Source organism: bacterium SCSIO 12844 (assembly GCA_024397935.1).
GTDB lineage: Bacteria > Pseudomonadota > Gammaproteobacteria > Francisellales > Francisellaceae > M0027.
Genome location: CP073743.1, coordinates 2,476,159 through 2,500,304 on the forward strand (window position 1 = coordinate 2,476,159; position 24,146 = coordinate 2,500,304).

General features: G+C 31.9%; 29 protein-coding genes and 1 pseudogene. 12 read left to right on the forward strand and 18 right to left on the reverse strand.

Annotated elements, in window-relative coordinates; translation table 11 throughout:
• The first annotated feature begins 130 nt into the window (after positions 1–130).
• Together KFE69_11020 and ruvX are read left to right on the forward strand one after the other, a co-directional pair.
• Positions 131–700: a YqgE/AlgH family protein gene (locus KFE69_11020; GenBank protein ID UTW42026.1), complete on the forward strand. Its 570-nt coding sequence runs from the start codon at positions 131–133 to the stop codon at positions 698–700.
• Complete coding sequence (ruvX, locus tag KFE69_11025) at positions 693–1,112, forward strand: Holliday junction resolvase RuvX (protein UTW42027.1); 420 nt, start codon at positions 693–695, stop codon at positions 1,110–1,112. Before KFE69_11020 ends, ruvX begins: the two co-directional genes overlap by 8 nt.
• Here the strand turns inward: ruvX and KFE69_11030 are convergent.
• Together KFE69_11030 and KFE69_11035 are read right to left on the reverse strand one after the other, a co-directional pair.
• Positions 1,109–1,459 carry a YraN family protein gene (locus KFE69_11030; GenBank protein UTW42028.1) on the reverse strand — a complete coding sequence of 117 codons (351 nt, stop codon included), beginning with the start codon at positions 1,457–1,459 and terminating at the stop codon, positions 1,109–1,111. The genes ruvX and KFE69_11030 overlap by 4 nt on opposite strands.
• 21 nt (positions 1,460–1,480) lie before the next feature.
• Entirely contained in the window at positions 1,481–3,529 is a 2,049-nt protein-coding gene (locus KFE69_11035) for a M3 family metallopeptidase (protein UTW44059.1), read from the reverse strand.
• A 126-nt stretch (positions 3,530–3,655) separates the two neighbouring features.
• On the opposite strand from KFE69_11035, the gene KFE69_11040 reads away from it, so the two are divergent.
• Both KFE69_11040 and KFE69_11045 read left to right on the forward strand, forming a co-directional pair.
• The gene (locus tag KFE69_11040) at positions 3,656–4,327 is read left to right on the forward strand and encodes a site-2 protease family protein (GenBank protein ID UTW42029.1); all 672 of its coding nucleotides are present in this window, start codon (positions 3,656–3,658) and stop codon (positions 4,325–4,327) included.
• Between the two features lie 75 nt (positions 4,328–4,402).
• Positions 4,403–5,035, forward strand: a complete 633-nt coding sequence (locus tag KFE69_11045) for a hypothetical protein (protein UTW42030.1) — start codon at positions 4,403–4,405, stop codon at positions 5,033–5,035.
• A gap of 187 nt (positions 5,036–5,222) precedes the next feature.
• Here the strand turns inward: KFE69_11045 and KFE69_11050 are convergent, their stop codons facing one another.
• Entirely contained in the window at positions 5,223–6,527 is a 1,305-nt protein-coding gene (locus tag KFE69_11050; protein ID UTW42031.1) for a transposase, read from the reverse strand.
• Positions 6,528–6,746: 219 nt separating this feature from the next.
• On the opposite strand from KFE69_11050, the gene KFE69_11055 reads away from it, so the two are divergent.
• From KFE69_11055 to KFE69_11065, 3 genes are read left to right on the forward strand one after another with little or no spacing between them, the layout of a single operon-like run.
• Positions 6,747–7,604 carry a zinc ABC transporter substrate-binding protein gene (locus KFE69_11055; GenBank protein ID UTW42032.1) on the forward strand — a complete coding sequence of 286 codons (858 nt, stop codon included), beginning with the start codon at positions 6,747–6,749 and terminating at the stop codon, positions 7,602–7,604.
• A complete protein-coding gene (locus KFE69_11060; GenBank protein UTW42033.1) occupies positions 7,601–8,320 on the forward strand; it encodes an ATP-binding cassette domain-containing protein in 720 nt (239 codons plus the stop codon). Before KFE69_11055 ends, KFE69_11060 begins: the two co-directional genes overlap by 4 nt.
• Positions 8,313–9,110 carry a metal ABC transporter permease gene (locus tag KFE69_11065; protein UTW42034.1) on the forward strand — a complete coding sequence of 266 codons (798 nt, stop codon included), beginning with the start codon at positions 8,313–8,315 and terminating at the stop codon, positions 9,108–9,110. The genes KFE69_11060 and KFE69_11065 overlap by 8 nt, the downstream gene beginning before the upstream one ends.
• 2 nt (positions 9,111–9,112) lie before the next feature.
• Here KFE69_11065 and KFE69_11070 read toward each other — a convergent pair whose 3' ends face one another.
• From KFE69_11070 to KFE69_11085, 4 genes are all read right to left on the reverse strand, one after another.
• Positions 9,113–9,901, reverse strand: a complete 789-nt coding sequence (locus tag KFE69_11070; protein UTW42035.1) for a hypothetical protein — start codon at positions 9,899–9,901, stop codon at positions 9,113–9,115.
• Positions 9,902–10,003: 102 nt separating this feature from the next.
• Positions 10,004–11,326, reverse strand: a complete 1,323-nt coding sequence (locus KFE69_11075) for a TRZ/ATZ family hydrolase (GenBank protein UTW42036.1) — start codon at positions 11,324–11,326, stop codon at positions 10,004–10,006.
• Positions 11,327–11,408: 82 nt separating this feature from the next.
• A complete protein-coding gene (locus tag KFE69_11080; protein UTW42037.1) occupies positions 11,409–11,999 on the reverse strand; it encodes a hypothetical protein in 591 nt (196 codons plus the stop codon).
• A gap of 10 nt (positions 12,000–12,009) precedes the next feature.
• Positions 12,010–12,351, reverse strand: a complete 342-nt coding sequence (locus KFE69_11085) for a hypothetical protein (protein ID UTW42038.1) — start codon at positions 12,349–12,351, stop codon at positions 12,010–12,012.
• A 140-nt stretch (positions 12,352–12,491) separates the two neighbouring features.
• Between KFE69_11085 and KFE69_11090 the strand changes: the two genes are divergently transcribed.
• From KFE69_11090 to KFE69_11100, 3 genes are all read left to right on the forward strand, one after another.
• Entirely contained in the window at positions 12,492–12,869 is a 378-nt protein-coding gene (locus tag KFE69_11090) for a hypothetical protein (GenBank protein ID UTW42039.1), read from the forward strand.
• Between the two features lie 87 nt (positions 12,870–12,956).
• Positions 12,957–13,316: a hypothetical protein gene (locus KFE69_11095; protein ID UTW42040.1), complete on the forward strand. Its 360-nt coding sequence runs from the start codon at positions 12,957–12,959 to the stop codon at positions 13,314–13,316.
• Between the two features lie 99 nt (positions 13,317–13,415).
• Positions 13,416–13,718: a hypothetical protein gene (locus KFE69_11100; GenBank protein UTW42041.1), complete on the forward strand. Its 303-nt coding sequence runs from the start codon at positions 13,416–13,418 to the stop codon at positions 13,716–13,718.
• 57 nt (positions 13,719–13,775) lie between these two features.
• Here KFE69_11100 and KFE69_11105 read toward each other — a convergent pair whose 3' ends face one another.
• Positions 13,776–15,050 (reverse strand): hypothetical protein, encoded by a 1,275-nt coding sequence (locus tag KFE69_11105; GenBank protein ID UTW42042.1) that lies wholly within the window; start codon positions 15,048–15,050, stop codon positions 13,776–13,778.
• A 328-nt stretch (positions 15,051–15,378) separates the two neighbouring features.
• Positions 15,379–15,609, reverse strand: coding sequence for a hypothetical protein (locus KFE69_11110; protein UTW42043.1), 231 nt, complete (start codon positions 15,607–15,609; stop codon positions 15,379–15,381).
• 192 nt (positions 15,610–15,801) lie between these two features.
• On the opposite strand from KFE69_11110, the gene KFE69_11115 reads away from it, so the two are divergent.
• Together KFE69_11115 and KFE69_11120 are read left to right on the forward strand one after the other, a co-directional pair.
• A complete protein-coding gene (locus tag KFE69_11115; protein UTW42044.1) occupies positions 15,802–16,341 on the forward strand; it encodes a DUF2975 domain-containing protein in 540 nt (179 codons plus the stop codon).
• A gap of 12 nt (positions 16,342–16,353) precedes the next feature.
• Positions 16,354–16,566, forward strand: coding sequence for a helix-turn-helix transcriptional regulator (locus tag KFE69_11120; protein UTW42045.1), 213 nt, complete (start codon positions 16,354–16,356; stop codon positions 16,564–16,566).
• A 51-nt stretch (positions 16,567–16,617) separates the two neighbouring features.
• On the opposite strand, the gene KFE69_11125 is transcribed toward KFE69_11120, so the two are convergent.
• From KFE69_11125 to phaC, 9 genes and pseudogenes are all read right to left on the reverse strand, one after another.
• The gene (locus tag KFE69_11125) at positions 16,618–17,439 is read right to left on the reverse strand and encodes a sel1 repeat family protein (protein ID UTW42046.1); all 822 of its coding nucleotides are present in this window, start codon (positions 17,437–17,439) and stop codon (positions 16,618–16,620) included.
• A gap of 12 nt (positions 17,440–17,451) precedes the next feature.
• A pseudogene (locus KFE69_11130) lies at positions 17,452–17,538 on the reverse strand (SEL1-like repeat protein).
• A 3-nt stretch (positions 17,539–17,541) separates the two neighbouring features.
• Positions 17,542–18,492 carry an IS3 family transposase gene (locus tag KFE69_11135; GenBank protein UTW44060.1) on the reverse strand — a complete coding sequence of 317 codons (951 nt, stop codon included), beginning with the start codon at positions 18,490–18,492 and terminating at the stop codon, positions 17,542–17,544.
• Positions 18,453–18,746: a transposase gene (locus tag KFE69_11140; GenBank protein UTW42047.1), complete on the reverse strand. Its 294-nt coding sequence runs from the start codon at positions 18,744–18,746 to the stop codon at positions 18,453–18,455. The genes KFE69_11135 and KFE69_11140 overlap by 40 nt, the downstream gene beginning before the upstream one ends.
• 440 nt (positions 18,747–19,186) lie before the next feature.
• On the reverse strand, positions 19,187–19,489 hold the full coding sequence (locus KFE69_11145; protein UTW42048.1) for a hypothetical protein: 303 nt from the start codon (positions 19,487–19,489) through the stop codon (positions 19,187–19,189).
• 115 nt (positions 19,490–19,604) lie between these two features.
• Complete coding sequence (locus KFE69_11150; GenBank protein ID UTW42049.1) at positions 19,605–20,417, reverse strand: hypothetical protein; 813 nt, start codon at positions 20,415–20,417, stop codon at positions 19,605–19,607.
• Positions 20,418–20,462: 45 nt separating this feature from the next.
• A complete protein-coding gene (locus KFE69_11155) occupies positions 20,463–21,308 on the reverse strand; it encodes a hypothetical protein (protein ID UTW42050.1) in 846 nt (281 codons plus the stop codon).
• Between the two features lie 129 nt (positions 21,309–21,437).
• Entirely contained in the window at positions 21,438–22,238 is an 801-nt protein-coding gene (locus KFE69_11160) for a DUF2797 domain-containing protein (GenBank protein ID UTW44061.1), read from the reverse strand.
• Between the two features lie 36 nt (positions 22,239–22,274).
• A complete protein-coding gene (gene phaC, locus KFE69_11165; GenBank protein UTW42051.1) occupies positions 22,275–24,113 on the reverse strand; it encodes a class I poly(R)-hydroxyalkanoic acid synthase in 1,839 nt (612 codons plus the stop codon).
• Positions 24,114–24,146: the final 33 nt, after the last annotated feature.

Here is a 24,146-nt window from a genome sequence, read left to right on the forward strand (position 1 = left end):
TGGATGCCAGCACCTTGTTTTATGTTATATTGTAAATCTTTTTAATATTTTTTTAATATAAATTGCGCAAATTAATTTTTAATTGGTTAAACTTAATTATGTAAACAAACAAAATAAAAGAAACATTACTATGATTACATATACTAACAAACTACTTATCGCAATGCCTGACATGAAGGGATTACCATTTGAGACTTCTGTTGTTTATTTAATGCATCACAATGAAGATGGTGCAATGGGATTTATTATTAATATCCCACTATCCCCTAATTTATCAGATTTATTTTCACAAATGGAAATTATCACTAAAGAACCTTCAAGTAATTCCTTATTAAATCAGAAATTATTACTTGGCGGACCGGTTCAACAAGAACATGGTTATATCTTACATACAAAAAGTGAAATAAAATTTGACGCAATTAAACAACTCAACGATAATCTATTCTTAACGACATCCCGCGATATTTTAGAAAACTTAGGTAAAGATAATTCTCCAGAGAAAGTACTCATTACATTAGGATACTCTGGCTGGGGACCAGGACAATTAGAAGAAGAAATTATGGCAAATTCTTGGTTAGTTGCGCCATTTTCTGAAGATATTGTCTTTGACATACCACTTGAATTACGTTGGCAAGCTGCCTTAGAAAGTATTGGTATCAGGGATATCCATCAACTTTCAGGCTTAAGTGGACATGACTAGTAATAAAAGACTTTTAGGGTTTGACTTTGGTTTAAAACGTATTGGTGTTGCTTCAGGACAGCTAATCACCAAAACGGCAACCCCGATAGGCACAATTAATTGCCCTGATAAAACCCCTAATTGGCATGAAATCTCTAAACTAATTGAAAAATGGCGCCCAACCGATATTATCGTTGGTTTACCCATTGATGCGCACGGGGAAGAAACTGAAATAACAAAATTAAGCCGATTATTCTCCGATGAGTTATCTAAACGTTATCAAAAACCCATTCATTTAGTTGAAGAAGCTTATTCTACCCGTGAAGCACGCTGGAAATTAGAAGAAGTAAAGGGCAAAAAAATTAATCATTTAAAAGTTGATGCGCTTGCAGCTTGTGTGATTCTTGAAACTTGGATGCGAGAATATCGCTAAATATGCGTAGCAAAAGCACCCTCTATCCAATAATGCTGATCTTTTTCAAAGGCAATAACATCAAAACGTAATTGATATTGATTAAACTTAGGATATCGAAGTAGAAAAAATTGAGCAGTTTTAATTAGTTTTTTTCTTTTTGTTATAGTTATTGTCTCTAATACATGACCAAAGTCACGGCTATGACGATATTTTACCTCAACAAAAACCAATATATCTTTAATTAAGGCAATAATATCAATCTCTCCCATTCGAGAATGAAAGTTTTCTTTTATAATTTGATAATGATTCTTTTCAAGCAGTGCTTTAGCTTTTAGTTCATAGGTTTTTCCTGCTTGAAGACTCATCGTTTAATAAAGCTTATAATGTTAGTTAACGCCAATACCACTATGACGTAAAAGCGCTTGAATATCTGGCTTACGTCCACGATAGTTAATAAATAAATCTAATGCTGGTTGTGAACCACCTTTTTCAATAATTGAAGTTAAAAAGTGTAAGCCCACCTCACGATCAAATACATTACCACTTTCTTCAAATAAACTAAAAGCATCACTGGATAAAACTTCAGCCCATTTATAGCTGAAATAGCCTGCAGCATAGCCACCTGCAAAAATATGTGAAAAACTATGTGTAAATCGATGATAATCGGGCGGTATAACGACTGCAACTTGATTTCTTACCTGTTTTAATAGTTCTAAACAATAATTCGTATTATCTTTATTTGCTTTATATTCTAAGTGTAATCTAAAGTCAAAAATGGCAAACTCAAGCTGTCTAACCATATGCATTGCCGAGTGGAAATAACGTGATGCGACTAGTTTATCAAATAGCTCTTCTGGTAAAGACTCACCTGTTTGATAATGCTTTGTCAAGCGCTTCAAACCCTCTTTATGCCAAGTATAGTTTTCCATAAATTGGCTTGGTAACTCAACAGCATCCCATTCAACACCATTAATTCCAGCAACTGGTAAATAATTAACTTGTGTTAAAATATGATGTAATGCATGACCAAATTCATGAAATAGAGTCAATACATCATTATGGGTTAATAATGCTGGTGCTTCATTTGTCACAGGCGGTGCAAAATTACATGCGATATAAGCTATCGGGGCTTGTAAATCACCATTATCTTTTAAGTAACGCGTTGTTATATCATCCATCCAAGCGCCACCACGTTTAACTTCTCTAGCATATAAATCGACATAAATAAGCCCACGTAATTGACCATCTAAGTCAGTAAAGCGGTATAATTCAATCGAATCATGATAGCGATCAAACTGATCAACTCTTTCAACATTTAGTCCATAAATTTCATTTAATATACTAAATAAGCCACTTAACACATGATCAACTGGAAAGTACTGGCGTAACTCTTCTTGTGTAAATGAGAATTTTTCCTTTTTAAGTTTTTCTGCATAATAATTCAAATCCCAAGGCTTAAAATCATCTAGCCCTTGCGCTTTTGCAAATTGACATAGTTCAGTATATTCTTTTTCTGCTTGTGGTTTAGCACGCTTGACTAAATCCTCAAGGAATGAAATTACTTGATCAGTTGACTCTACCATTTTAGGTGCAATTGAGACTTCTGCATAATTATCATAACCTAAGACTTCTGCCATCTCTTGACGTAGTTTTAATGTCTCATTAATAATCTCTGTATTATCCCATTGACTAGCATTACTACCACAATCTGATGCTCTTGTGGCATATTCATAATACATCGCCTCTCTTAAAGATCGATTTTCAGCTGTTGTCATGACACTAATATAAGTTGGTGCATCCAAACCTAAGATATACCCTTCCTTATCTTTAGCTTGTGCCTTAACTTGTGCAGCTTTTATCACATGCTCAGGCAAACCTTCTAATTCACCATTATCTTCTGTAAAGTAATGCCAAGCTTTTGTTGCATCTAATACATTATTTGAAAATGTTGTGGATAATACGGTTAAGCGCTCAGAAATTGCTTTAAAGCGAGCTTTTTTCTCTTTCGCTAAATGCACACCTGATAATTTAAAACTCTTTAATGCTTCGTCAATAACACGTTTTTGCGCCACATCATAATGATTTTGATATTCATCAGATTGACTAATTTGACAATAGGCTTGATATAACGCTTGATCTTGAGAGACTTCTGTTGAGTACTCTGATAGTTTAACAATACAACAATCATAGACTGCTCGTATATCATCATCACTTAAAACCGCATTTAATTGTGAAATGGGGGCAAATAATTTATTTAACTGGTCTTCACAGGCTTCTAATGGGTCAATCAAATTAGCCCAACTATAACTTGTATTATCCGATAATAATTTTTTGCGCAAATCGCGACAAGCACTTAATTGATGATCTAATTGTGATTCAAATTGCTTAATATCAATTTTTGAATACTCTGGCAATTCAATTATTGGCTTATGTATATTTTGTGTCATTTCTACTGTTGTCATATTTAAATACCATTACTAATCTTTAGCTACATATTCATTTTAGTGTATATAATTATCATGTAAGATTAAAGTATAAACTAGCTTATTTTAAGGCATACAATGACACAAATTCAATTTCTATTATTAGCAGCAATCCCGATTTTATTTGCAATTACTTTTCATGAAGTTGCCCATGGCTTTGTCGCTAAATTAAGAGGTGATAATACAGCCTATATGATGGGACGATTAAGCCTTAATCCAATTAAACATATTGATTTAATTGGTACAATTATCGTACCTGCGGTACTTTTTTTAATGGGTGGCTTTTTATTTGGCTGGGCAAAGCCTGTACCTGTCAATGAAGGGCATTTAAAAAAACCTAGATATGATAGCGCACTTGTTGCCCTTGCAGGCCCTTTTGCTAACCTTTTAATGGCCTTTTTTTGGGGCTTAATTGCTAAAATTGCTTTAGCTTTATCACAAAGCTCACCTGAAGTATCTGAAATTTTTACCTATATGGGCTATATTGGTGTCCAAGTTAATCTTGTATTAATGATCTTAAACTTAATTCCAATTCCACCTTTAGATGGCAGTCGTGTTGTCAGTGCATTTTTACCACTACATGCTGCAATAAAATATAATCGTATTGAACGCTTTGGCTTTTTTATTTTATTAGCTTTAATTATTATTCCAATCGGTGGTCGACCTATTCTTTGGTATATTATGGGACCATTTATCGCATTTTTTAACAGTCTAATTTTTTCATTATTTGGTTTACCTCACCTAGGGTAAGCTTGCTTTTTTTTATTATTTTTAGCATGATTGATTGAGGTTAGATTAATCACAGATGAGGTTTGAATAGCTACCATGAACAAATTTACTCAACTTATTGTAGGGTCAATGATTATTTTACCCATATCTACTTATGCCAGTACATTTTATGGTCCTTGTAATATAAAAAATGAAACTCAACAAAGCCTTACCTGTAATGGTCCAGCTAAGATTGAACAATCAACCATTACAGGTGATGTGACAATTAATGGGCCTGCTGAAATTGATGAAGTAACCATCGATGGTACATTAACCGTTCATGGCCAAGTATCACTCGATAAAACATCGGTTAAAGGTGCAACCATTGTTAATGGGCCGATTAAAGCCGATGACTCTAAATTTGCAGATTTAAAAGTTCATGGCCCTTTAAATATTGATGAAAGTACTGTCACTGGTAAAACAGTAATCTCTGGATTAATTGATGCAGATGAAACTACGTTTAATAATTCTGTAACAGCATCAACTAATATTATTAAACTTGAAGAATCAACTATTCGTGGCGATTTAGTGGTATCATCTGATGAAGCACCAATGGTTACTTTATCAGAACAAAGTGTTATTACAGGCAATGTCATTTTCAAAAAAGTTTCAGGTACTGTCTTAACAAAAGACAGTCAATCTAAAACAGGTGATGTTAAAAACGGCAGTAAAATTCAACATAATTCATAATCAAGTTAAAGATTAATTATGAGTGTTCAGCTATTCCCGCTTAATTTTTCATTTAATTATTAATTCCATTAGCATTCTCATTGACAATACTTACCGCTACAGCATATGCACCGTATATTAGATTTTTATGTCTCATTAATAAATAACCGGGTATAGTTAAAAACACGATGTTCATGGCAAAATATAATTAACCAGTGTCGATGATCAATTGGGCTTTAACTTTTCCTGATAGGTGTAAATATAGCGCTTCCCAACTATTAATCTGTGCTATAAAAAAAGCACTTCTTATTCTGTCCCATAAACGACTTCTTGTCTCTAATTTTTTTAATGCCGACTTAAATAATGGACAGCATAGTTCTTGAATTTGATCTACCAAAAATGCCAATAGCATCAAAAAGCCAAATACTGTACATAAGTTGTTTGCTCCATGACCAAAATTGTGTTCAAAATTATACCCTTGATTTTTTAATGTATTAAATGTCTCATTTTCAATTTTCCAGCGTGCACGTGCTCCTGTCATTATTTTAAATACATTGTTTGAATTAAGATCAAGGTCTGTCACCCAAGTAAAATGCTGTACTTTACCTTTTTTATTTGTCTGTTTATAAGACAAAAAGTTAACCTTAATATCACTTCTAGTTTCATTTAATTCAGCTTGATTAACCCACTCAAATTCATGTTTAACACCCTCTAGTGACATCGACAAAAACTCGGATTTACTTGCTTTAACCCAGTCAAAAAGCCAGGTATGATCACTTGGTTTTACTCCTAGAATATAATGAATATTATGTTTGTTTAGGTCATCAATATGAGGGCCATTGGCATATAAGGCATCTTCAACAAAAATCATTGCTAAGTGCGGGTGTTCTTGGCGAAGACGTTTAATTAAACGTTTCGCTGCATTTCGCTCACAATCATTTTTCTTTGTTCCATCACTTTTAATAATTGGCTCAGGCGCTAATGGAATCACTTGCTTTATATCAGGATGTACAATCGAAGCACACAACATTTGATGATAATAAGTTTTTGTTCCATTACGGTGATGTTTTACACAGCAATTATCACAATGCACTTCATGTGATGAAAACATCCCTGTGCCGTCACTGGAAATCAAATAATAATCATTATAAAAACAATATTGCTCTAGAACTTTACCTCTTTGTAGATTGCTTAGTAATGCATTAAATGACTGACGTAATTGAAGATAATCAATTTCATCTAAACGTTCACGTAAATATGTATCACATGGCACTTTTTCAACTTTATATAATGAGCTAATATTATTTTTAACCAAACTGCCCTCTGATCGCATATCTTTATCAAATTTAAGTAATGAAGGATACTTCATTCCAAATACTGCCATGCCACACATCAAACAATCAACAAGTGAGTAAATGCTGGATGACTTCCTATCAGTAGCTTTTGCAAAGCTATTTCTTAATGTGTGTAATAAACCTGGTATAGATAGATGTTTTTTAAATTGATTGTTCATTGTAAAATAACTAGGTTACGAAAAATAAATATATGATCGGTCTAAAAGTCTTTATTTGCAACCCGTGTCATTAATAGCGGGAATTGCTGTTGGTCTCATTAATAGTAAGCATCTTATATCTTATACAATAGATAACGGATTTTGATTATAACTTGCTTCTTAGATTTAAACGCATTAGAGTATCTTTTTCTAAAAAGTTCAAATGACTAGAGGTTACATATGCGCATTTTTAAAATTTTATCACTTATTTTTATTAGTAGCTTTATGCCACTATATGCCAATATTCAAGTAATTGCTGCTGAAAATTTCTATGGTCAAGTTGCTAAGTCAATTGGTGGTAAATACGTTGATGTGACAAGTATCATATCAAACCCTGATAGTGACCCGCACTTATTTACAACATCACCAAAGACGATGATGGCATTTTCTAAAGCCCAAGTTATTATTTACAATGGTCTTGATTATGACCCTTGGATTAATCAAATGCTTCAATCACAACAAACTAAAAGTACAGTTGAAACCATTAATGTAGGAAAATTAATGGGTATTAAATCAAGTAGTAATCCACATATCTGGTACAACCCATATACTTTTCCAACGCTTGCAAAAAAATTGACAAAAATTTATGCAAAAATTGAACCTGAAAATAAAGACTACTTTAAAGAAAATTTAATTAGCTTTATGAAAAATTATCATGTTGTATTTAAAACTATTCATCAATTAAAAATAAAAACTAATAAGCTACCTGTTACTGCAACTGAGCCTGTGTTTGGTTATATGGCTGATGCACTGGGTATGAATATGAAAGGTAAAGACGTTCAGTGGCAGATTATGAATGACACAACGCCTTCACCAAAAATGATGGCACAATATGAAGACTTACTCACTCATAGAGAAGTTAAACTACTTTTTTACAATAACCAAGTAAAAGAACCTGCAACAGAAACAATCAAAGCCTTGGCAGAAAAAAATCATATTGCTATTATTGGAGTAAGTGAAACCATGCCACCAAATGATACAGTAAGTCAGTGGCTACAAACAACATTAAATCAAATAAGTACAAAAGTTAAACAATGAATGAAACTGTTATTGACTGTAAAAATGTCGTACTTGGTTATGCAAATAAAAAGCCTCTGACAAATCCTTTTTCTTTCTCTATTACACCAGGTAGCTGGATTGGTATTATTGGTGATAATGGCTCAGGAAAATCAACATTTTTCAAAAACATACTTGGCGACTTAACGCCTAGATCAGGGAAGTTAACTGTCTTTAACCACCCTTGTGGTAACAAACATAACAATCGACAAATTGGTTATATTCCACAGTCAAGGCATACTGATATCCCTGATCATTTAACTGCTTTTGAATTACTTAAAGCAACACTGAATGCTTATCAATTTGGTATTGCATATTATAGCCAAAAAAAAATAAATAAAATTAAGCAGTATATTGATTTAGTTGGTGCTAATGACTATGCACATGCTACGTTTAAATCCTTATCAGGTGGACAAAAAAAACGAATTTACCTTGCCCAAGCTTTGATTAATCAACCAAAATTATTACTACTTGATGAACCATTAGCAGATCTTGATTTACAGGCTAAACATAACTTTATCCGCTGTTTGCAAAAAGTACATGCTGAAATTCCAATTACAGTTTTAATGATTACCCATGAGATGAATGAAATGCATCAATATTTATCTGATTTTATTCACTTTCATAACCAAAATGTTATATTAACGCCAAACTACCCATTCAGTAAGGCTTTTGAGGATCATTGCCACCATGTTTAATTATGTATTTATGCAATATGCATTTATTGCTGGCACATTAACTGCCTTAACCTGTGGCGTGATTAGCTTATTTGTTGTGACAAGAAAAGCTGCTTTTGCAGCACATGCATTAAGCCATATTAGTATTACAGGTGCTGCATTAGCACTACTTGTTGGCTTTTCTGCTATAACAGGCCAATTAGTTATCAATCTTATCTCAGCCATTTTAATGGGCTTAATTGGTGAGAAAACTGTCAAAAATGATCAAACCATTGGTATGGTATTAACCTTTTTTCTTGGAATTGGTGCATTAAGCTTATTTTTATATCAATCTGGCTATGCTGGTTCTGTTATGAGTATTATGTTTGGTAATTTACTCGCCGTATCATTACAACAAATTTATTTATTGATCATATTAAGTGTAACTTTATTAGCTATTCTTATTAGCGTTTTTCGCCCTTTATGGTTTTCAACATTAGAACCTGACTTAGCAACTGCAATGCGCTTACCAGTTAAATTATTAACGGTTATTTTTTTCTGTCTCGTTGCAATTACTGTCACAATGGCTTGTCAAGTTGTCGGTGCACTTTTAGTTTTTGCATTATTAATTGGTCCTGGGGTTATTGCAAATCAATGGGCAAAAACATTAACAAGTAACCTAATCACTAGTATTACAGTTTCAATTATTAGTGTATGGCTATCGCTTTATCTAGCCTTTTATTTGAATTTACCAATCAGCTTTTGTGTAACGTTTTTAATTACGTTATTCTATATCGCTGGCTTAACTAAAAACTGTATCATTAAGCAATAATACTACTGACAACTAGACGGGCTTAATTTACATTTTAAGCTATTTAATGAGTCTTTAATCTGATCAGTTGTTGAGTTGATACCTTCTTTTAATTCAGCTTGAGCAAATGCAGAGACAGCCTTTGTCGCTATAACCTTTAAAACTTGCTGAATAATCTGTCCTGTTGTTTCACCTGTTCCTGATTGTCCAACATCTGTCATCTGAATCTCATCAATGCTAAAAGTTAACTCTTTATTTGCTAAAGCAGGTATTTTTGCATTAACCGCTATATCATTAATAATTAGATTTTTTATGACAACTTTTTTCTTTGATGCTTCATCTGTTTGACTATCTGTCTGATTCGTTTGTGATTCATTTTGATCACTCTGATCATCTTCAGTAGAGGCTGTATTATTTTCAATATTACTTTGAAGTACACTTAAATTAGATTGATTATCATCATTTTGTTCATAGTATAAATGAGGTGCATCAATAATAAGTGACTTAATCACAACTGTATCACTTTTTATTGTACTTGTATCAACAACAATAGATATATTATCTAAAGTTAATATATCTGGATAAGTAAACCCTTTAGGGTTGCCTACTTTCAGAGAATTAATCGATGCCTCACCCCGAAATGCACTAATATCAACCCCACTGACTGTTATTTGCGTACCTGTAACTTGTGAACCATATTTTTCAATTAGGTAGCCTGCAACATAATTAATTGATAACCAAATAGCAACTACAACAACCACAAGAATTGCTATAATAACACCTAAAAACTTTAATCCCTTTCTCCTACCCATAAGTAATCTACCCTTATTAAGATTTTTGCCTATCTCTGATCTGTAAGTTTAGTTAATAATAAACATTTATAAAATAAAGACAAAAAATATAATTTGCCAAACTTAATTAACTGCACTGATAATTTTTTCATGCCAATTTAGTTGGGTTTGATAAAGCTTATTCTCATTAATCGTTAATAATACTCGATCTTTCATCAAACATTGCCCGTTCACCCAAGTATCATTAACTTGATTTCTACTTGCAGCATAAACTACCTGAGAAACTGGATTATAAACTGGTAATGTTTCAGGGTAAGCTAGGTTAATACTAATACAGTCAGCATGCTTACCAATTTCAAGTGAACCAATGCTTTTATCTAACTTAAGTGCTTTTGCGCCAGAGATTGTTGCCATTTCTAATACGGTTTCTGCTGATAAATCTTCAGGATCTAAATTTGCTACTTTAGCTAAAAAGGCTGCTGAACGCATCTCTGAAATCATATCAATATCATTATTACTAGCTGAGCCATCCGTACCTAAAGCAACATTAATACCTTGATCGATGAGTTTTTGTACAGGTGAAATACCACTAGATAATTTCATATTTGACTCTGGGCAATGTACAACATTGACAGCATGTTTAGCTAATAAATCAATTTCTTCATTATCTAATGCTGTCATATGCACTGCAATAAACTGATCACTTAACCAACCTTTAGATGCGTAGTGTTTTACTGGGCTTTGACCATAAGTCTGGATAAACTCATCAATCTCTTTTTGTGTTTCATGTAAATGAATATGTATTGGTAAATCATATTCATTGGATAATAAATGAACTCTCTGCATAATCTGGTCATTAACACCATAAGGAGAATGTGGACCAATTGCAACTGATAGTAAATCATTATCATTTAATAAATCAATCAACACCTCTTGATGATTAAAACATTCATCAGCGCTTGTTGCCCATGGTGTTTGAAAGTGATAAATACAATGAGCCAAACGTCCTCTAACACCTGCTTTCGTACAAGCTTTTGCCACTTCATCCATATGGAAATAATGATCATTAACACAGGTTACACCACCCCGAATACATTCAGCTAATGCATGTAATGTTGCATCATAAACATACTTAGCAGAAATGGTTTTTCTCTCTGCTGGCCAAATATAATCACTCAGCCAAGTTTGTAATGCGACATCATCTTTAAGGCCTCTATAATAGCTCATTGCAAGATGCGTGTGTGCATTAACTAGCCCTGGCATTAATACATGATCATGACGATTAAAAACTTCCGTTGCTAGATATGCTTTTGCTGCTTCAGCTTGAGGTAGTAAATCAATAATTACACCATTACTAATTACGAGTGCATAATTTTCTAATACTTCATTTTCAGGCCTAATTGGTAAAACCCAACGGGCATTGATAATTGAATCTACAGGTTTCATAACTTCACTTAACATTAACAAAATCAATTAGCTATCAATTTAACTGAAATTGTTAATGCGTCAAGTTTTATGTTTGAATAAATTATTTAACAACAAATTTAGCCATTTCACCTTTTGCGCGATACTGGTGATATTTAGTAAAGTTTTTCTGATCGTTGCTACCATAAGCTAAAATCACAGACATATTCTCACCTTTTGGGTTCGTCGTTGTAAAATCCTTACCATATTTTGTATCTTTTGGTTTTAGAGGTATGGTGAACTGAATAGTTGTCCAACCATCTTTATACTCCCCTGAAATTACTTTGACTTCACTTGTAGCACCTAATTTTGATAGTGATTTATGTCGCCATTTACTTACACCGTATTCATTTGAAATAACAACTTTATTATCCTTCTTATCTTGCTTAATATACCCCATAATAATATCAGCATCTTTCATATCATCTGTTGCACCAAAGCCAACAGCAACCCAACCTGAAGTTTTTGCAGATAGCGTTATCAATAACTCATTTGGATTTGATGCTTTTTGATAGGTAAAGTAAATATTCTCAGCAGAAACTTTGCATACATTACCACCATTTTGGCAATTAGTTGTTGCATTGGCTGCAAATAAATAACTACAACCACTTAAAAAAATAACGAGTAAAAAGCTAAATATCTTCAGTTGTTTCATTTTGTTTTTCTTATCCCTTAGGTTTTGTTTCATAAACACTTTTTGCTTTAACCGAACTTTTACCCGGTGGCTCATCCCACCAGCCTTCAAGTTTCCATTTTGCTATAATAATCTGTTTTACTGCATCACGTAAATGAACTTCTTTGATTAAATACCATGCATCTGCTAGGCCTCCTCCTCTTAATATTTCATCTACCGAATGGATATGATTATGTTTAGCTATATCTGCAACTGTATGCTTAAGCCAATTTAATGCTTGTTGTTTTACTTGTGCTTCATCCGCTGACGCCTCTGGCGCAACAACTTCTTCTGTTTGCTGAGTTTCTTTTGTCTGTTCATCTTCATCTGCCATAGTTCATCTCCTGATGTTCCCATCATTGACTATTAAACTATAGTTTGACTTAATCGACATTGCAATTTAATCATCGCTTTGATAATTAGCTTCAGTTACAATAAAATCCAATAAAAAAAGGATCAAAAGGTTTAATATCAATGCAGATTAGTTTAGATACGCCTGATACTGAAATTTATGTCAGATCTTATAAACCCACTGAGTATATCCAACTAAACCAACAGCAATATGAAAAATCATTAATAATTTCATCCAAGTGTATTTTATCATCTGAAAATTTACCACAATCATTTACTGAGTTAAGCATTAAAGATATTGAACAATTTTTATCTTTTGATGCTGATATTTATTTATTAGGCACAGGAGCTAGCCACCAAATTCCAAATCAAGATTTATTAAAGCTTGCCGCAAAGCAAAATAAAACACTCGATTTTATGGATACAAATGCTGCCTGTCGTACATTTAATGTATTAGCATCAGAGTATCGTAATGTAATTGCATTTTTATGCCTAAAATAAATATAAAATTTGCTGTAATTTAATTGATATTTCATTAGGTATTATTTTAAATATTTGTATTACTAAAAATATTTAAAGGTATCTCTCATGTCAAAAGAATCAATAAAAAAAATAGTAAATAATTTTTTAAAATACTGTGAAGCAGAAGCAAGTGATGCTTTAACTGGTGAAACCGTAATCTACTTCGAAAATATTTATCATAATATCCCACCAGCTGCAGCAGAAATTGTTCATAAAATAAAATGGCATGATTATGAAAAAAATGATTTAGAATTTAAAACCATGCTTTGTAATGAACTGCATAAATATAATGAAACAATTTCAGCACAAATTTATGACTTTTTTGGAATTAATAAACCATTCCAAAAGATTTGCAGTAATCCTGAAAAATTATTTGGTATGGAAGGACCTCTTGTTAAAGCAGCTAAAAGTCATAGTCCTCAGTAAGTTCAAATAAACCCTCTTATCATTAAAAATAAAAAAATTTGCACAAAATAAATTCTATCTACTATATTAAAAGTTACCTGATCAAAAAAGGGGGTTGCTATGAAATACTATAAATTAACACCAAGAGACGAAATCTTAGATAATGAACTGTGGAAAGCAAATAGTACGCATTATGAGCCAGCATTAATTCAAGCAACAGATGAAGATGAAGCACGAGAAATTGCTGAAATGTATTATGGTATTTGTTACGGTACATCATTAAGGACAAGTGGACTTTGGTTAGATGATGATTATGTTGAAGCGATTGAAATTAATGATTATCAATTTAAGCTTTTAAGTAAACAATTTAAAGTGCTAAGACAAGAGCCAATCACTAGTATTACAAGTCAGAGCTATCATTAAATGATCAGCTCTGATAATAAATATATCAGTTATATTCGTTCCGACTTAATCTGACACCTATAACAAACTACAAGAAATTAATTTTTTATACTGCTTTGCTTGACTAGAATTCATCATTAATAATGGCGCTTCTTTTTCTTCGATTTTTAGCTGCATAAATGCTGTGTTAACCTCATTTCCACCATTTTGAGAACTTAAAATAATGTCACATTCACTTGGCTTATCTAACAATAATTTTACATTTTCAGACAAATCTAAATTTAAATTTTTTAAGGTTTCAAGATTATTTAAGAAGCTTTTAGATTGAGCAGCCTTTGACAAATAAGAATAACCTTGAACTTGATAATGTTGCATAATTTTTTGAATGCCTGCACAACTCTTTTGGTTTATCTCACTTTTTATATCATTTCTATTAGACATGCTTTGATTATGGATAAACTTTTCATTCGCGGCTCTATGATCGTTATCAGTTAAACAAAACTGATTTAAATCATCACAAGGCGTGCCATTACTTTCAACAACTCTAGCAATATCTTTGAAAAAAGCTGATCGTTGTCTATAACGTTCTGGATGCTTACTTTTTCTTGTCTCTGTATAACTTCTAATTGCATCAATTGTATTATATGTTTTTAAATAGCCAACTGAAATACTTCGCCCATCTTGATCGCTTTTATGATTACAAGTTGTTTCTGACATATCCAGAATTTGCTTGTATACTTCGAAATGCTCTATTTCATCTGTTTCTGAGTCATATAAAACAATACCTCTTCTAAAAATACCTGGTTTGTTACAGTTTAGAAAATTATACTTTTCATTAAAGGAATCAATTTCATCTTCATTGTCTTTTGTTAGCATCACTTGTTCTTCAATAGAAATCGGCTTACCTTCAGCTAGATGTTGGTTTATTTTTTCAACAATAGCATCAAAGTCCATATCTTTAGTAAATGTATTTCCAGTGCCTTCAACACCATCAGTCTTAATCACGACTTTATTACTATATTTTTCTAAAAACGCTCTTATTGTTTCTTTTTCATCATGACTTAAGGGTGCTTTAGAGGTTCTATCTATAATCATAAAGTCAGGATTATATTTAGCAGTTTCCTGAAAGCTTTGTAACAAATATCTTTGATCTGTTTTACAATTAATTCGTCTTGGATTAATATTACCTAGTGGCGATGGTAAAGATTGATAGAATCTAGCTGTAATTATGCCATTATCTAACTCATTTTCAATTGTTTTAAACAAATTAGAATCTAATAGATTCTGGATTTCATAAACTCTAAAATCACCATTATCATTTGTAGTATAATCGACAATAAAAGCTCTTTTCATAACTAAATAACCCCATAAACTGATTAATAAGTCTGATTATATTATCAGCAAAATCGTTAGATTATGTAAAGCAAAGGTCAAATCATTTGACCTTAAAGTGCTAGAATAACTGGAAATTAGTAACCGCTGGTATTTAACTTTTAGAAAAGCTACTGTCCAAAAGTCTCAAAATTTGAAAGTGAAATAACAACAACAAACAACAGAAAAGCTTTCAAACTTTGTACCAGCGGATAGAACAATCAGCAAAGCTTGATTATATCTACTTTTATAAGCCTAGTAGAAGGCGTATATATTTGCGAGTTTAAATGATTTAGATAATACTAAAAAATCAAGCATCATATTTTTCACATTTTGATAATTCATCAGAAAGCCATACTTCAGCTGGTATGATTATATCATCATGCCTATGAATACTATGCACACAAAACTGATGCTCTTTCGCTGCTAATTTCCTTGCCTCTTCTTCACTACTTGCTTGTACTTTACATATTTTATCAGCGTCATTTACGAGTCTTTCAATAACTTCAAGATCAAGAATTGTTAGCTTCCAATCAAGCATATTTATAACCTATATTTTTGTTTAACGTGTTATTTTTTAGTTTAGCTAAAACTTAAATTTTCTCTAGCTACAAAAAAATCAATTAAATGAGACATGTTAAAAAATTATCGTTAAACAATAATTAATTATTGACTTAGGATAATTAAATTACTATATTGATTTTGGTTTACTGAATAATTTAGGAGATAAAATATGATAAATATAACAACAACAAGCCATCGATATAGGATTATTTTTCAGGCTCTTTTTTACATAACTGTTATTGGTTTTATTCTTTTTTGGCTAACCTATCAAACACCTTATGACATCTTTAGCCCATTTGGAGTTGCAACTCAATTATCTAATCTAGCTCAATCCCCTTTAACCCCATTGACTAGATTTTTAGCTTTTTTTGTCTCAATGATTCCTTGTTTGATTATACTTTATGGTCTTTATCAACTGATTAAGCTTTTTAAAAATTATGAAAAAGGTGATGTATTTAGTATCAAAAATGTCCTATGTTATAGAAAATTATGTTATACACTATTTGCATGGGTTATTGGAGGCCTAATCTATGATCCATTAATGTCACTCGTATTAACCTTTAATAACCCACCAGGTCATAGAGTAATTTCCATAAGCTTTGGCAGCTCAGATATTGTTGCATTAATTGCCGGCGCTATTGTATTAATCATTGCACATATAATGTATCAAGCTCATCAAATATCAAATGAAAATCAGTTAACAATCTAAAGGATTAGATACATGATAGAAGTAAACTTAAATGTTATGATGGCTAAAAGAAAAATTAAAGCCAAAGATTTAGCTGAAAAAATTGGAATTACTGAGCAAAATTTATCTATTTTAAAAAATGGTAAAGCTAAAGCTATTCGATTTTCTACTTTAGAGGCAATATGTGAACACTTAAACTGCCAACCTGGTGATATTCTTGTCTATACTTGCAATCAATCTCTATAAGCCTTAGCTTAGAGCTTAGATCAATTGAAATTATAGGCACATAAAAGAGTACTACGACTGACTTTCAGCTAAAATAAACTTCCTTACTTTTCTTGACTTAAAAGCAATAATAATTGTTAATAAAATAACTGATGTACTGATTATTGCTATATTTAAACCTGTTAAAAAAGTGTGATAGCATCTATCTGTAGATAGGTCAATCGCGCTAGTAGTAATAGCGATGGGCCACATCATAGATAAGACAAATAGTAAAGCATATAAATATGTACACAAGCGCCTTATTGCTTTATAACTACTATAATGCTTATATTGTTTTTTCAATGTTTGCGCTAAAACAAATAAAGAGGTAAATAAAAACAATGTCCCAACAAATGGTATTAAAGCCATCCAAATCAACCAGTTAGGCATTATTTTATCTTTTATACATTTTAATAACTCATATAGGTTATAAGTACAATAAACACTAATTAAAAATGCAATAATGAAAAATATAACAACGATAGTAATAAAGATAGCAGTTAAATTACTATTCAATTTGTTGATATTTTCTTTAGCTTCAGTATAACCATGATCAACTGCTTTTTGAAAAAAATACTGTGCTTTTTGATCATCTTGCGTCACGCCATGTCCATACTGGTATAAAACACCTATATTATTAAATGCCATGGCATTATTTTGCTTTGCCGATTTTTGATACCAATAGAGCGCTTTGGCATAATCTACATTAACGCCTATAGCAAACTGATACATATAGCCTAAGTTAAGCTGTGCAGTTGAATTACCTTGATTTGCAGCATCTTGATAATACTCTAGTGCTTTAATATAATTCTTTTTAACCGCTATACCATTATAATAAAAATCAGCTACTTGCACTTGAGCTTCATCATAGCCTTGTTTTGCTGATTTTAAGTAGTATTCAAAAGCTTTCTTATTATCTTTTTGAACACTAATCCCATATTGATAAAAACTGATCTGTCAACCTTTTACTAGACACTTGGCTATGGGATATTGTGGTTGATTAAAATAATTTCTTTCAAACTCCTCTGGTGATAAATAGTTTAACGTTGAGTGCATCCTTTGGCGGTTATAAAAAACTTCAACATATTCAAAGATACAGCGCATTGCTTGATTCCTAGTTTGGTATTTCTGATCATGTACAACTGCTAATTTCAAAGTATGGAAAAAACTTTCAGCTACAGCATTGTCATAGCAGTTACCCGTACTACTCATGCTTAATCTAATTCGATGCTTTTTAGTTAATTGATGATAAACTCGGCTTGTATATTGAGATCCCCTATCAGAGTGTAATATCAACCCTGAATCAGGCTGTCGCCTTTTAACTGCTTGATTAACTGCCCTTAAAACTAAATCAGCTGTAATACGCTGACTCATAGCCAAGCCAACAACTTTCCTTGAAAATAAGTCAACAACAGTTGCTAAATATAACCATCCTTCATTAGTTGGCACATAAGTGATATCACTCACCCATACCTCATTAGGAGCTTCTACCATGAATTTTTGTTTTAACAAATTAGGTGCAACATAATAAGGTCTTTTACTTTGATTGGTGGTTACCTTAAACTTTCTTCTTGCTTTAGCATAAAGCCCCAATTCTTTCATTAGCTTAGCAATACGTTTACGACCGACATAGATATCTAGTCGTCTAAGTAAAAGCTGTAACCGCCTTGTGCCATATTCTCCCTTTGAGTTTATGAATGCTTTGATTAACAGAGGGCGTAACTGGCTATTTATTATCTCTTTCTTAGACAAGTTACCACGACTGTACTGATAGTAAGCGCTACGACTAACACCAAAAATCTTTGCCATTCTCTCAATTGAGAAATCTCGCCGATACAAATTAATAAATTCATAAAGCTCGGCTCTTTTTACTTTTTCTTTGAGAAAATGGTTAACGCCTTTTTTAATATATCACGCTCCATGCTAACATCAGCTAATTGCTTTTTAAGCGCAAGTAATTCTTTTTCTTGTGCCGAGAGTTCTTTGGGTTTAAAGCTTTCATCTCCTCGTTGACGATACTCACTAACCCAGTTGTATAAAGTAGATTCTGCTACTCCTAATTGCTTTGTTAATTCTGATAAGCTTTTTTTACCATTAACATATAACGATGCTGCATTACGTTTAAATTCAGCATCATAAGAATGACGTTTTCTAGTTGTCATAAAGTTCTCCTGGTTTGTTGATAAGATGATAATTCATCCCATAACAAAGTATCTACCTAATGGTAACCAGATCATCATACTGATGTTATTAAAAAAATGGAAGATAGCTTAAGTAGAAAAGACAAAAGATATCTGATGAATATTCAGAGCATAACTTACCTAGTAGAAGAAGACAAGATATTGATCCATTACCAATATTTTGTATATCTTCTCAAACTTCAGCAGATAATGTGGATAATACTACTATATCTCATCACTAATATACATAGTTAATTTTTACAAAAATTTTCATAATGACGTACCCTTAGAAATTCGGACAATGCTACATATGAGAGATTTTTTTGATTTTTTGATGAAAATTATCAAACAATTGAAAAAGTCAAATCATCTATTTTTGAATATATTGAGGGCTACAGCTTCTAAGCTAATTCAAATAAAAACTAAAAATACTCAAACTTAAGATAATTCTTAACTTTCATATCAAGGTATTTAGCAAATAGTTTTGAATCATCCTCATTTAAAGGTTTTTTACCTTCTATGTCATAATTGATAATAATTTCTAGGATTTTTTTCTTAAATTCCATATCAATATCAGGCATATCACAAAATATAATATTTTCTGCATTACCATCTTTCACTATTTGTTTTCCCAACCCTAATATAAATTGACCAAAAGTAGAAATATTTTGATTATTATCAACATCACTACTAACGTTATTAGTTACTTCATCTATTGCTATCATAATAGTTCATCCCACCATTTGAATTAATATTGTTATAAGATATAACAATTGAAGATATTTAATATCGTAAGATTTACGTCAATTTTAATAGATGTAGTTATAGTAGTTTCAGTAACTAACTATAAATATCCCCCACATTAACATTTGATGCTGTATTACCCTTTTTGTCTGTTACCCAAGGGCATTCAGATTGACCTTGACTTGTTTGCTGACACGAAAATATAATTTCATTATTCAAATAAGTATAGCCAATACCTGGATCACAAGATAATAAGCGCCCATTTAATTGGCAAGTTTGTGTCGTTTTACTGAAATGTACAATATAAGGACCTTTATTTAAGTCTATATTACTTGAGTTTTCAGACTTACCGTAGCCATTTGTTAATTGTATACTACCTAAAGCAATACTTTTCATATCAGCAGATGAAATCTCATTTTGTAAGCCAATTGTTAAATTGTAATTAAAATCACCACTGATATAATACCAAAAATTCAAGCAGCTATTATCATTACACGTTGCTGATGTTAATTGAAAACCACCATAAGCTTCAGAAGTACTTACTTTACTTGCCCATTCATCATTATTACCCTGCTCTTGATGTGCTAACTCTATATTAGCACCAGCATTACCTGTATTATTTGATGTCACATAATATGCATAAAGTGTTAAGTTTTTAGGATCTCCATCACAATTATAAGGTAGCAAGCCATCAAGATCTTCAAATGTAAAAGAAGCCTGATCATGTGGCGATATGGTCATTGGTAATCCACTAACACTATCAATACATTTCTCACTTAACGATTGAACGTTAAGCTTTAAATTTGTATTATTTTTTATATAAACTACATAATCTGCTGAAGCATAAGATAGCTTTACAAATCCTAATAATCCACAAAGACTAATTAATATAATACGTATAATTTTCATTATTTCCCCCCACTTAGAATAGTCTACAATTTGGTTTTTTAATGATTAGCTATAAATATGACCCACATCAATATTTGATTCTATATCACCATTTTTACCCACTGTAATCCAAGGACACTTACTTTGGTTGGATGTAGTCTGACTACAAGCAAATACTAATTTATCACTACCACTGTCATCATCATTGATATAAGTATAATCAATCCCTTTATCACAACTAAGAAGCCCACCATTAAATCGACACTCAGCTTCTGTCTTACTAAAATGAATCACAAAGGGACCTTCACTTAAATCAAGGCTACCATCAGAATCAACCGATTTTCCATAACCATTTGTAACAGTTGCTACTCCAAGTCCTAATGTTTTAATATTTGTAGTTGAAATACTCCCTGCATTATAGTTAATTGTAAGTCTAATGGTAGAGTCATCATCAATATCTACCCATTTATTGAAACAGTTATCTCCTCCACAAGTAGCTGCATTTAAAATATAATCATTTGAGTCTGACGTTGAAGTTTGAGTTATCTCACTTTGCCAGATTTGTCGACCATTTATCATATTATAATCATGGTCCCATTTGATTGTAACGCTTTGATCTCCTGAAACAGCATCGGCATATATTGTTAAATACTTTTCACCAAAATAACAATGCGTAAATGCTGTATTTTTATCAGCAAAGGTAAATGATGTTTCTTGTTGTGCTTTCAATACAATAGGCATATCTGGATATGCATTAATACAATCAGATCTGTCTTCTGAATAATTCATTTTCATATCAATATTTGTATTATTTCTAACATAAACTGTATAAGTAGATTCGGCATAAGCTAAACTACTTAAGCCAAAAATAACAACTAATAAACTAATAAAACCTAAACGTGCTGTTTTCATTTTCTCCCCCCCAAATAATCTAATCGGAGGAAGAGAATAAACAACAAGCTAAATTAATATAAATCATTAACTCCCCCCGAATCTTTCAAGAATGATTATAAATCACCCTAAGCACAATATAAAGCATTTTTATTCAACGATACTTAAATTAACCTTATAACCAGAATATTTCCTAATATTAATCACTCCAGTATCTAATAATAAATACTGCCCCTTAATCCCCAATAGTTTTCCAGAAAATGTTTGATCTTTATCTAAATTAAACGTTTTAATTTTCTCAGGATAGACATCAACTGGATAATGAATATTAAATGCTTTTTCATCAAGTAACTCAAGCGCATCATTACCATGATCTTCTTTAATTTTAGCTAATTCATCTTTTGCTGAGACTAAGATACTATCTCGTATAACATCTAATGGTTTAGATTCTGGACTACCTTTTAGCATCTTTCGCCAATTGGTTTTATCAGCAATATGCTTTTTTAATGCTACTTCGACTAAGCCTGAAATTAAACGTGTTTTTACTTTTATAATCGGTAATACCTCAGATGCACCTTGATCAATCCAGCGATATGGCGTATTGGTAATACGCGTAATGCCAACTTTAACATCTCCAGTATTGGCCAAATAGATAATATGTTCCTGAAAGCAATGTGTTAAACCCCATTGAGGTTCACGACAAGTGCCTAAATGATAATGACATAATTCAGGTTTCATCAAACACATATCACATTGTGCTAATGAACGAAAACAAGGGAAACAATAGCCTTGACCAAAGCTTTTAGCAGTTTTGCGATTACAGTTGATGCAGTTAATTTCATTTAAATAATCAAAACGAATGGTTTTACCTAAAAAATTGCAAAGTAATACGGATTCATCACCTAATGGTAAATAATAATGTGCCTTTTCACCTTCAAGTGATGTTTTCATTTTATGTAGTGTTAATTGATATGAAGTCATTTTTATTTAATCTTGATTTAATATAGAAACTTTTACATAGCTTCCTGGTGCATCCTCAATGGGCTTAAGCTTTTTATTACCTGGTGATAATGCTTTAATTTTTTTACCAGAATGTTGCTTTAACCATTTCTCCCAATAAATCCACCAAGAACCCTCATGTACTTTGGCACTATCATACCACTGATTAGCTGTGCTAGCTAATGATTGGTTGGTTTTAAAGCCATATTTTTGTTTTAATGGTGGATTGATAATACCAGCAATATGTCCAGAACCTGCTAAGATAAATTCTGTTTCACCTGAAAATAATTTTGCACCATTATAAGTTGCCTGCCATGGCGCAATATGATCTTTTTCAGTTGATATAAAAATAGAGGGCACATCAATATCTTGAACATTAATCGTTTCACCATTAAATGTTAACGCATCTGGCTTTGCTAGTAAATTATTTAAATAGCATTGACGTAAATAGAATCCATGTGACTTTGCTGCCATATTGGTTGAGTCAGAATTCCAATACAATAAATCAAGCGGAAATGGCTCTTTACCACATAAGTAATTATTAATAAAATAGTTCCAGATTAAGTCATTACTTCTTAATAGGTTAAATGTAACCGCTAAGCGTCTACCATCTAAATAGCCTGTTTTTGCCATTTCTGCTTCTAGTAGTGTTAATTGTTCATCAGATAAGAAAATACCTAAATCACCGGAGTCTGAAAAATCAATTAGCGTTGTGAAAAATGTGGCTGATTTAAAATAGTCTTTCTTCTTTTTCTTAAGATAGGATAAGGCAACTGCTAATACGGTACCACCAATACAATAACCAATCACATTAATCGTTTTCTCACCTGTAATTAATTGTACTTGTTCAGCTGCTTCTAATACCCCTTCTGTCATATAATTTTCAAATTCAGTATCTTTATAAGAAGCATCTGGGTTAACCCATGAAATCATAAATACGCTATAGCCCTTATCAACAACCCACTGCACAAATGATTTTTTCTCAGTTAAATCCAAAATATAATATTTATTAATAAATGGTGGAATAATTAATAATGGCTTTTGATAAACTTCTTTCGTTGTTGCATTATATTGAATTAATTGAAAGAGCCGATTTTGATAAACGACCTTTCCCTTTGTTCTTGCAATATTCTCACCAATTTTAAATTGATCTAAATCTGTCATTTTAATATTTAGTACGCCAGAGCCTTGATTACGTTTTAAATCCTCTAGCATATTTTCAAAACCTTTAACTAAGTTCTGCCCATGTGAATCATAAGTTTCTTTTAGAACATCTGGATTGGTTAATACAAAATTACTTGGTGATATTGCATCTAAAAATTGACGTGTATAAAACTCAACTTCTTTAGTCGTTTTATCATCTAAACCTTCTATTTGATTAACTAGCCCTTGAACTCTTTCACTTGTATGTAAATAACAATTTTTTATAAATGAAAAGAAAGGCTGCTCTTGCCAGTTATCTGAATCAAATCGCTTATCATGCTTAATAGGTGTTTGCCCATTGGAAGTCGCATTATTTTGGTTTTGTTCAAAAAAGTCAAAAACCGCTTCTTGCCAAAGCTTGGTATAATCTTGCCATAAACTAATTTGTGTTTGCCATAGTTGCATTGGATCTCGACTTAATAGCTTTAAAAAAGCGCCACGCATAGTTTCTGCAACTTTAGTGATATGATCAAACTTCAAATCTTCTATTGGATAATCTTGATTCGCCAACTGCTCACTCCACTGTTGTAATTGTTTGCTCATCATCTGAAAATAAGCATCATTAGACTGAAAATATTCATTGAATTTTTCTGTGTCTGCTTTTTTATCTGAATCCTGCAACATCCTATCACCTTTATCACCTATAATTAGGTAATA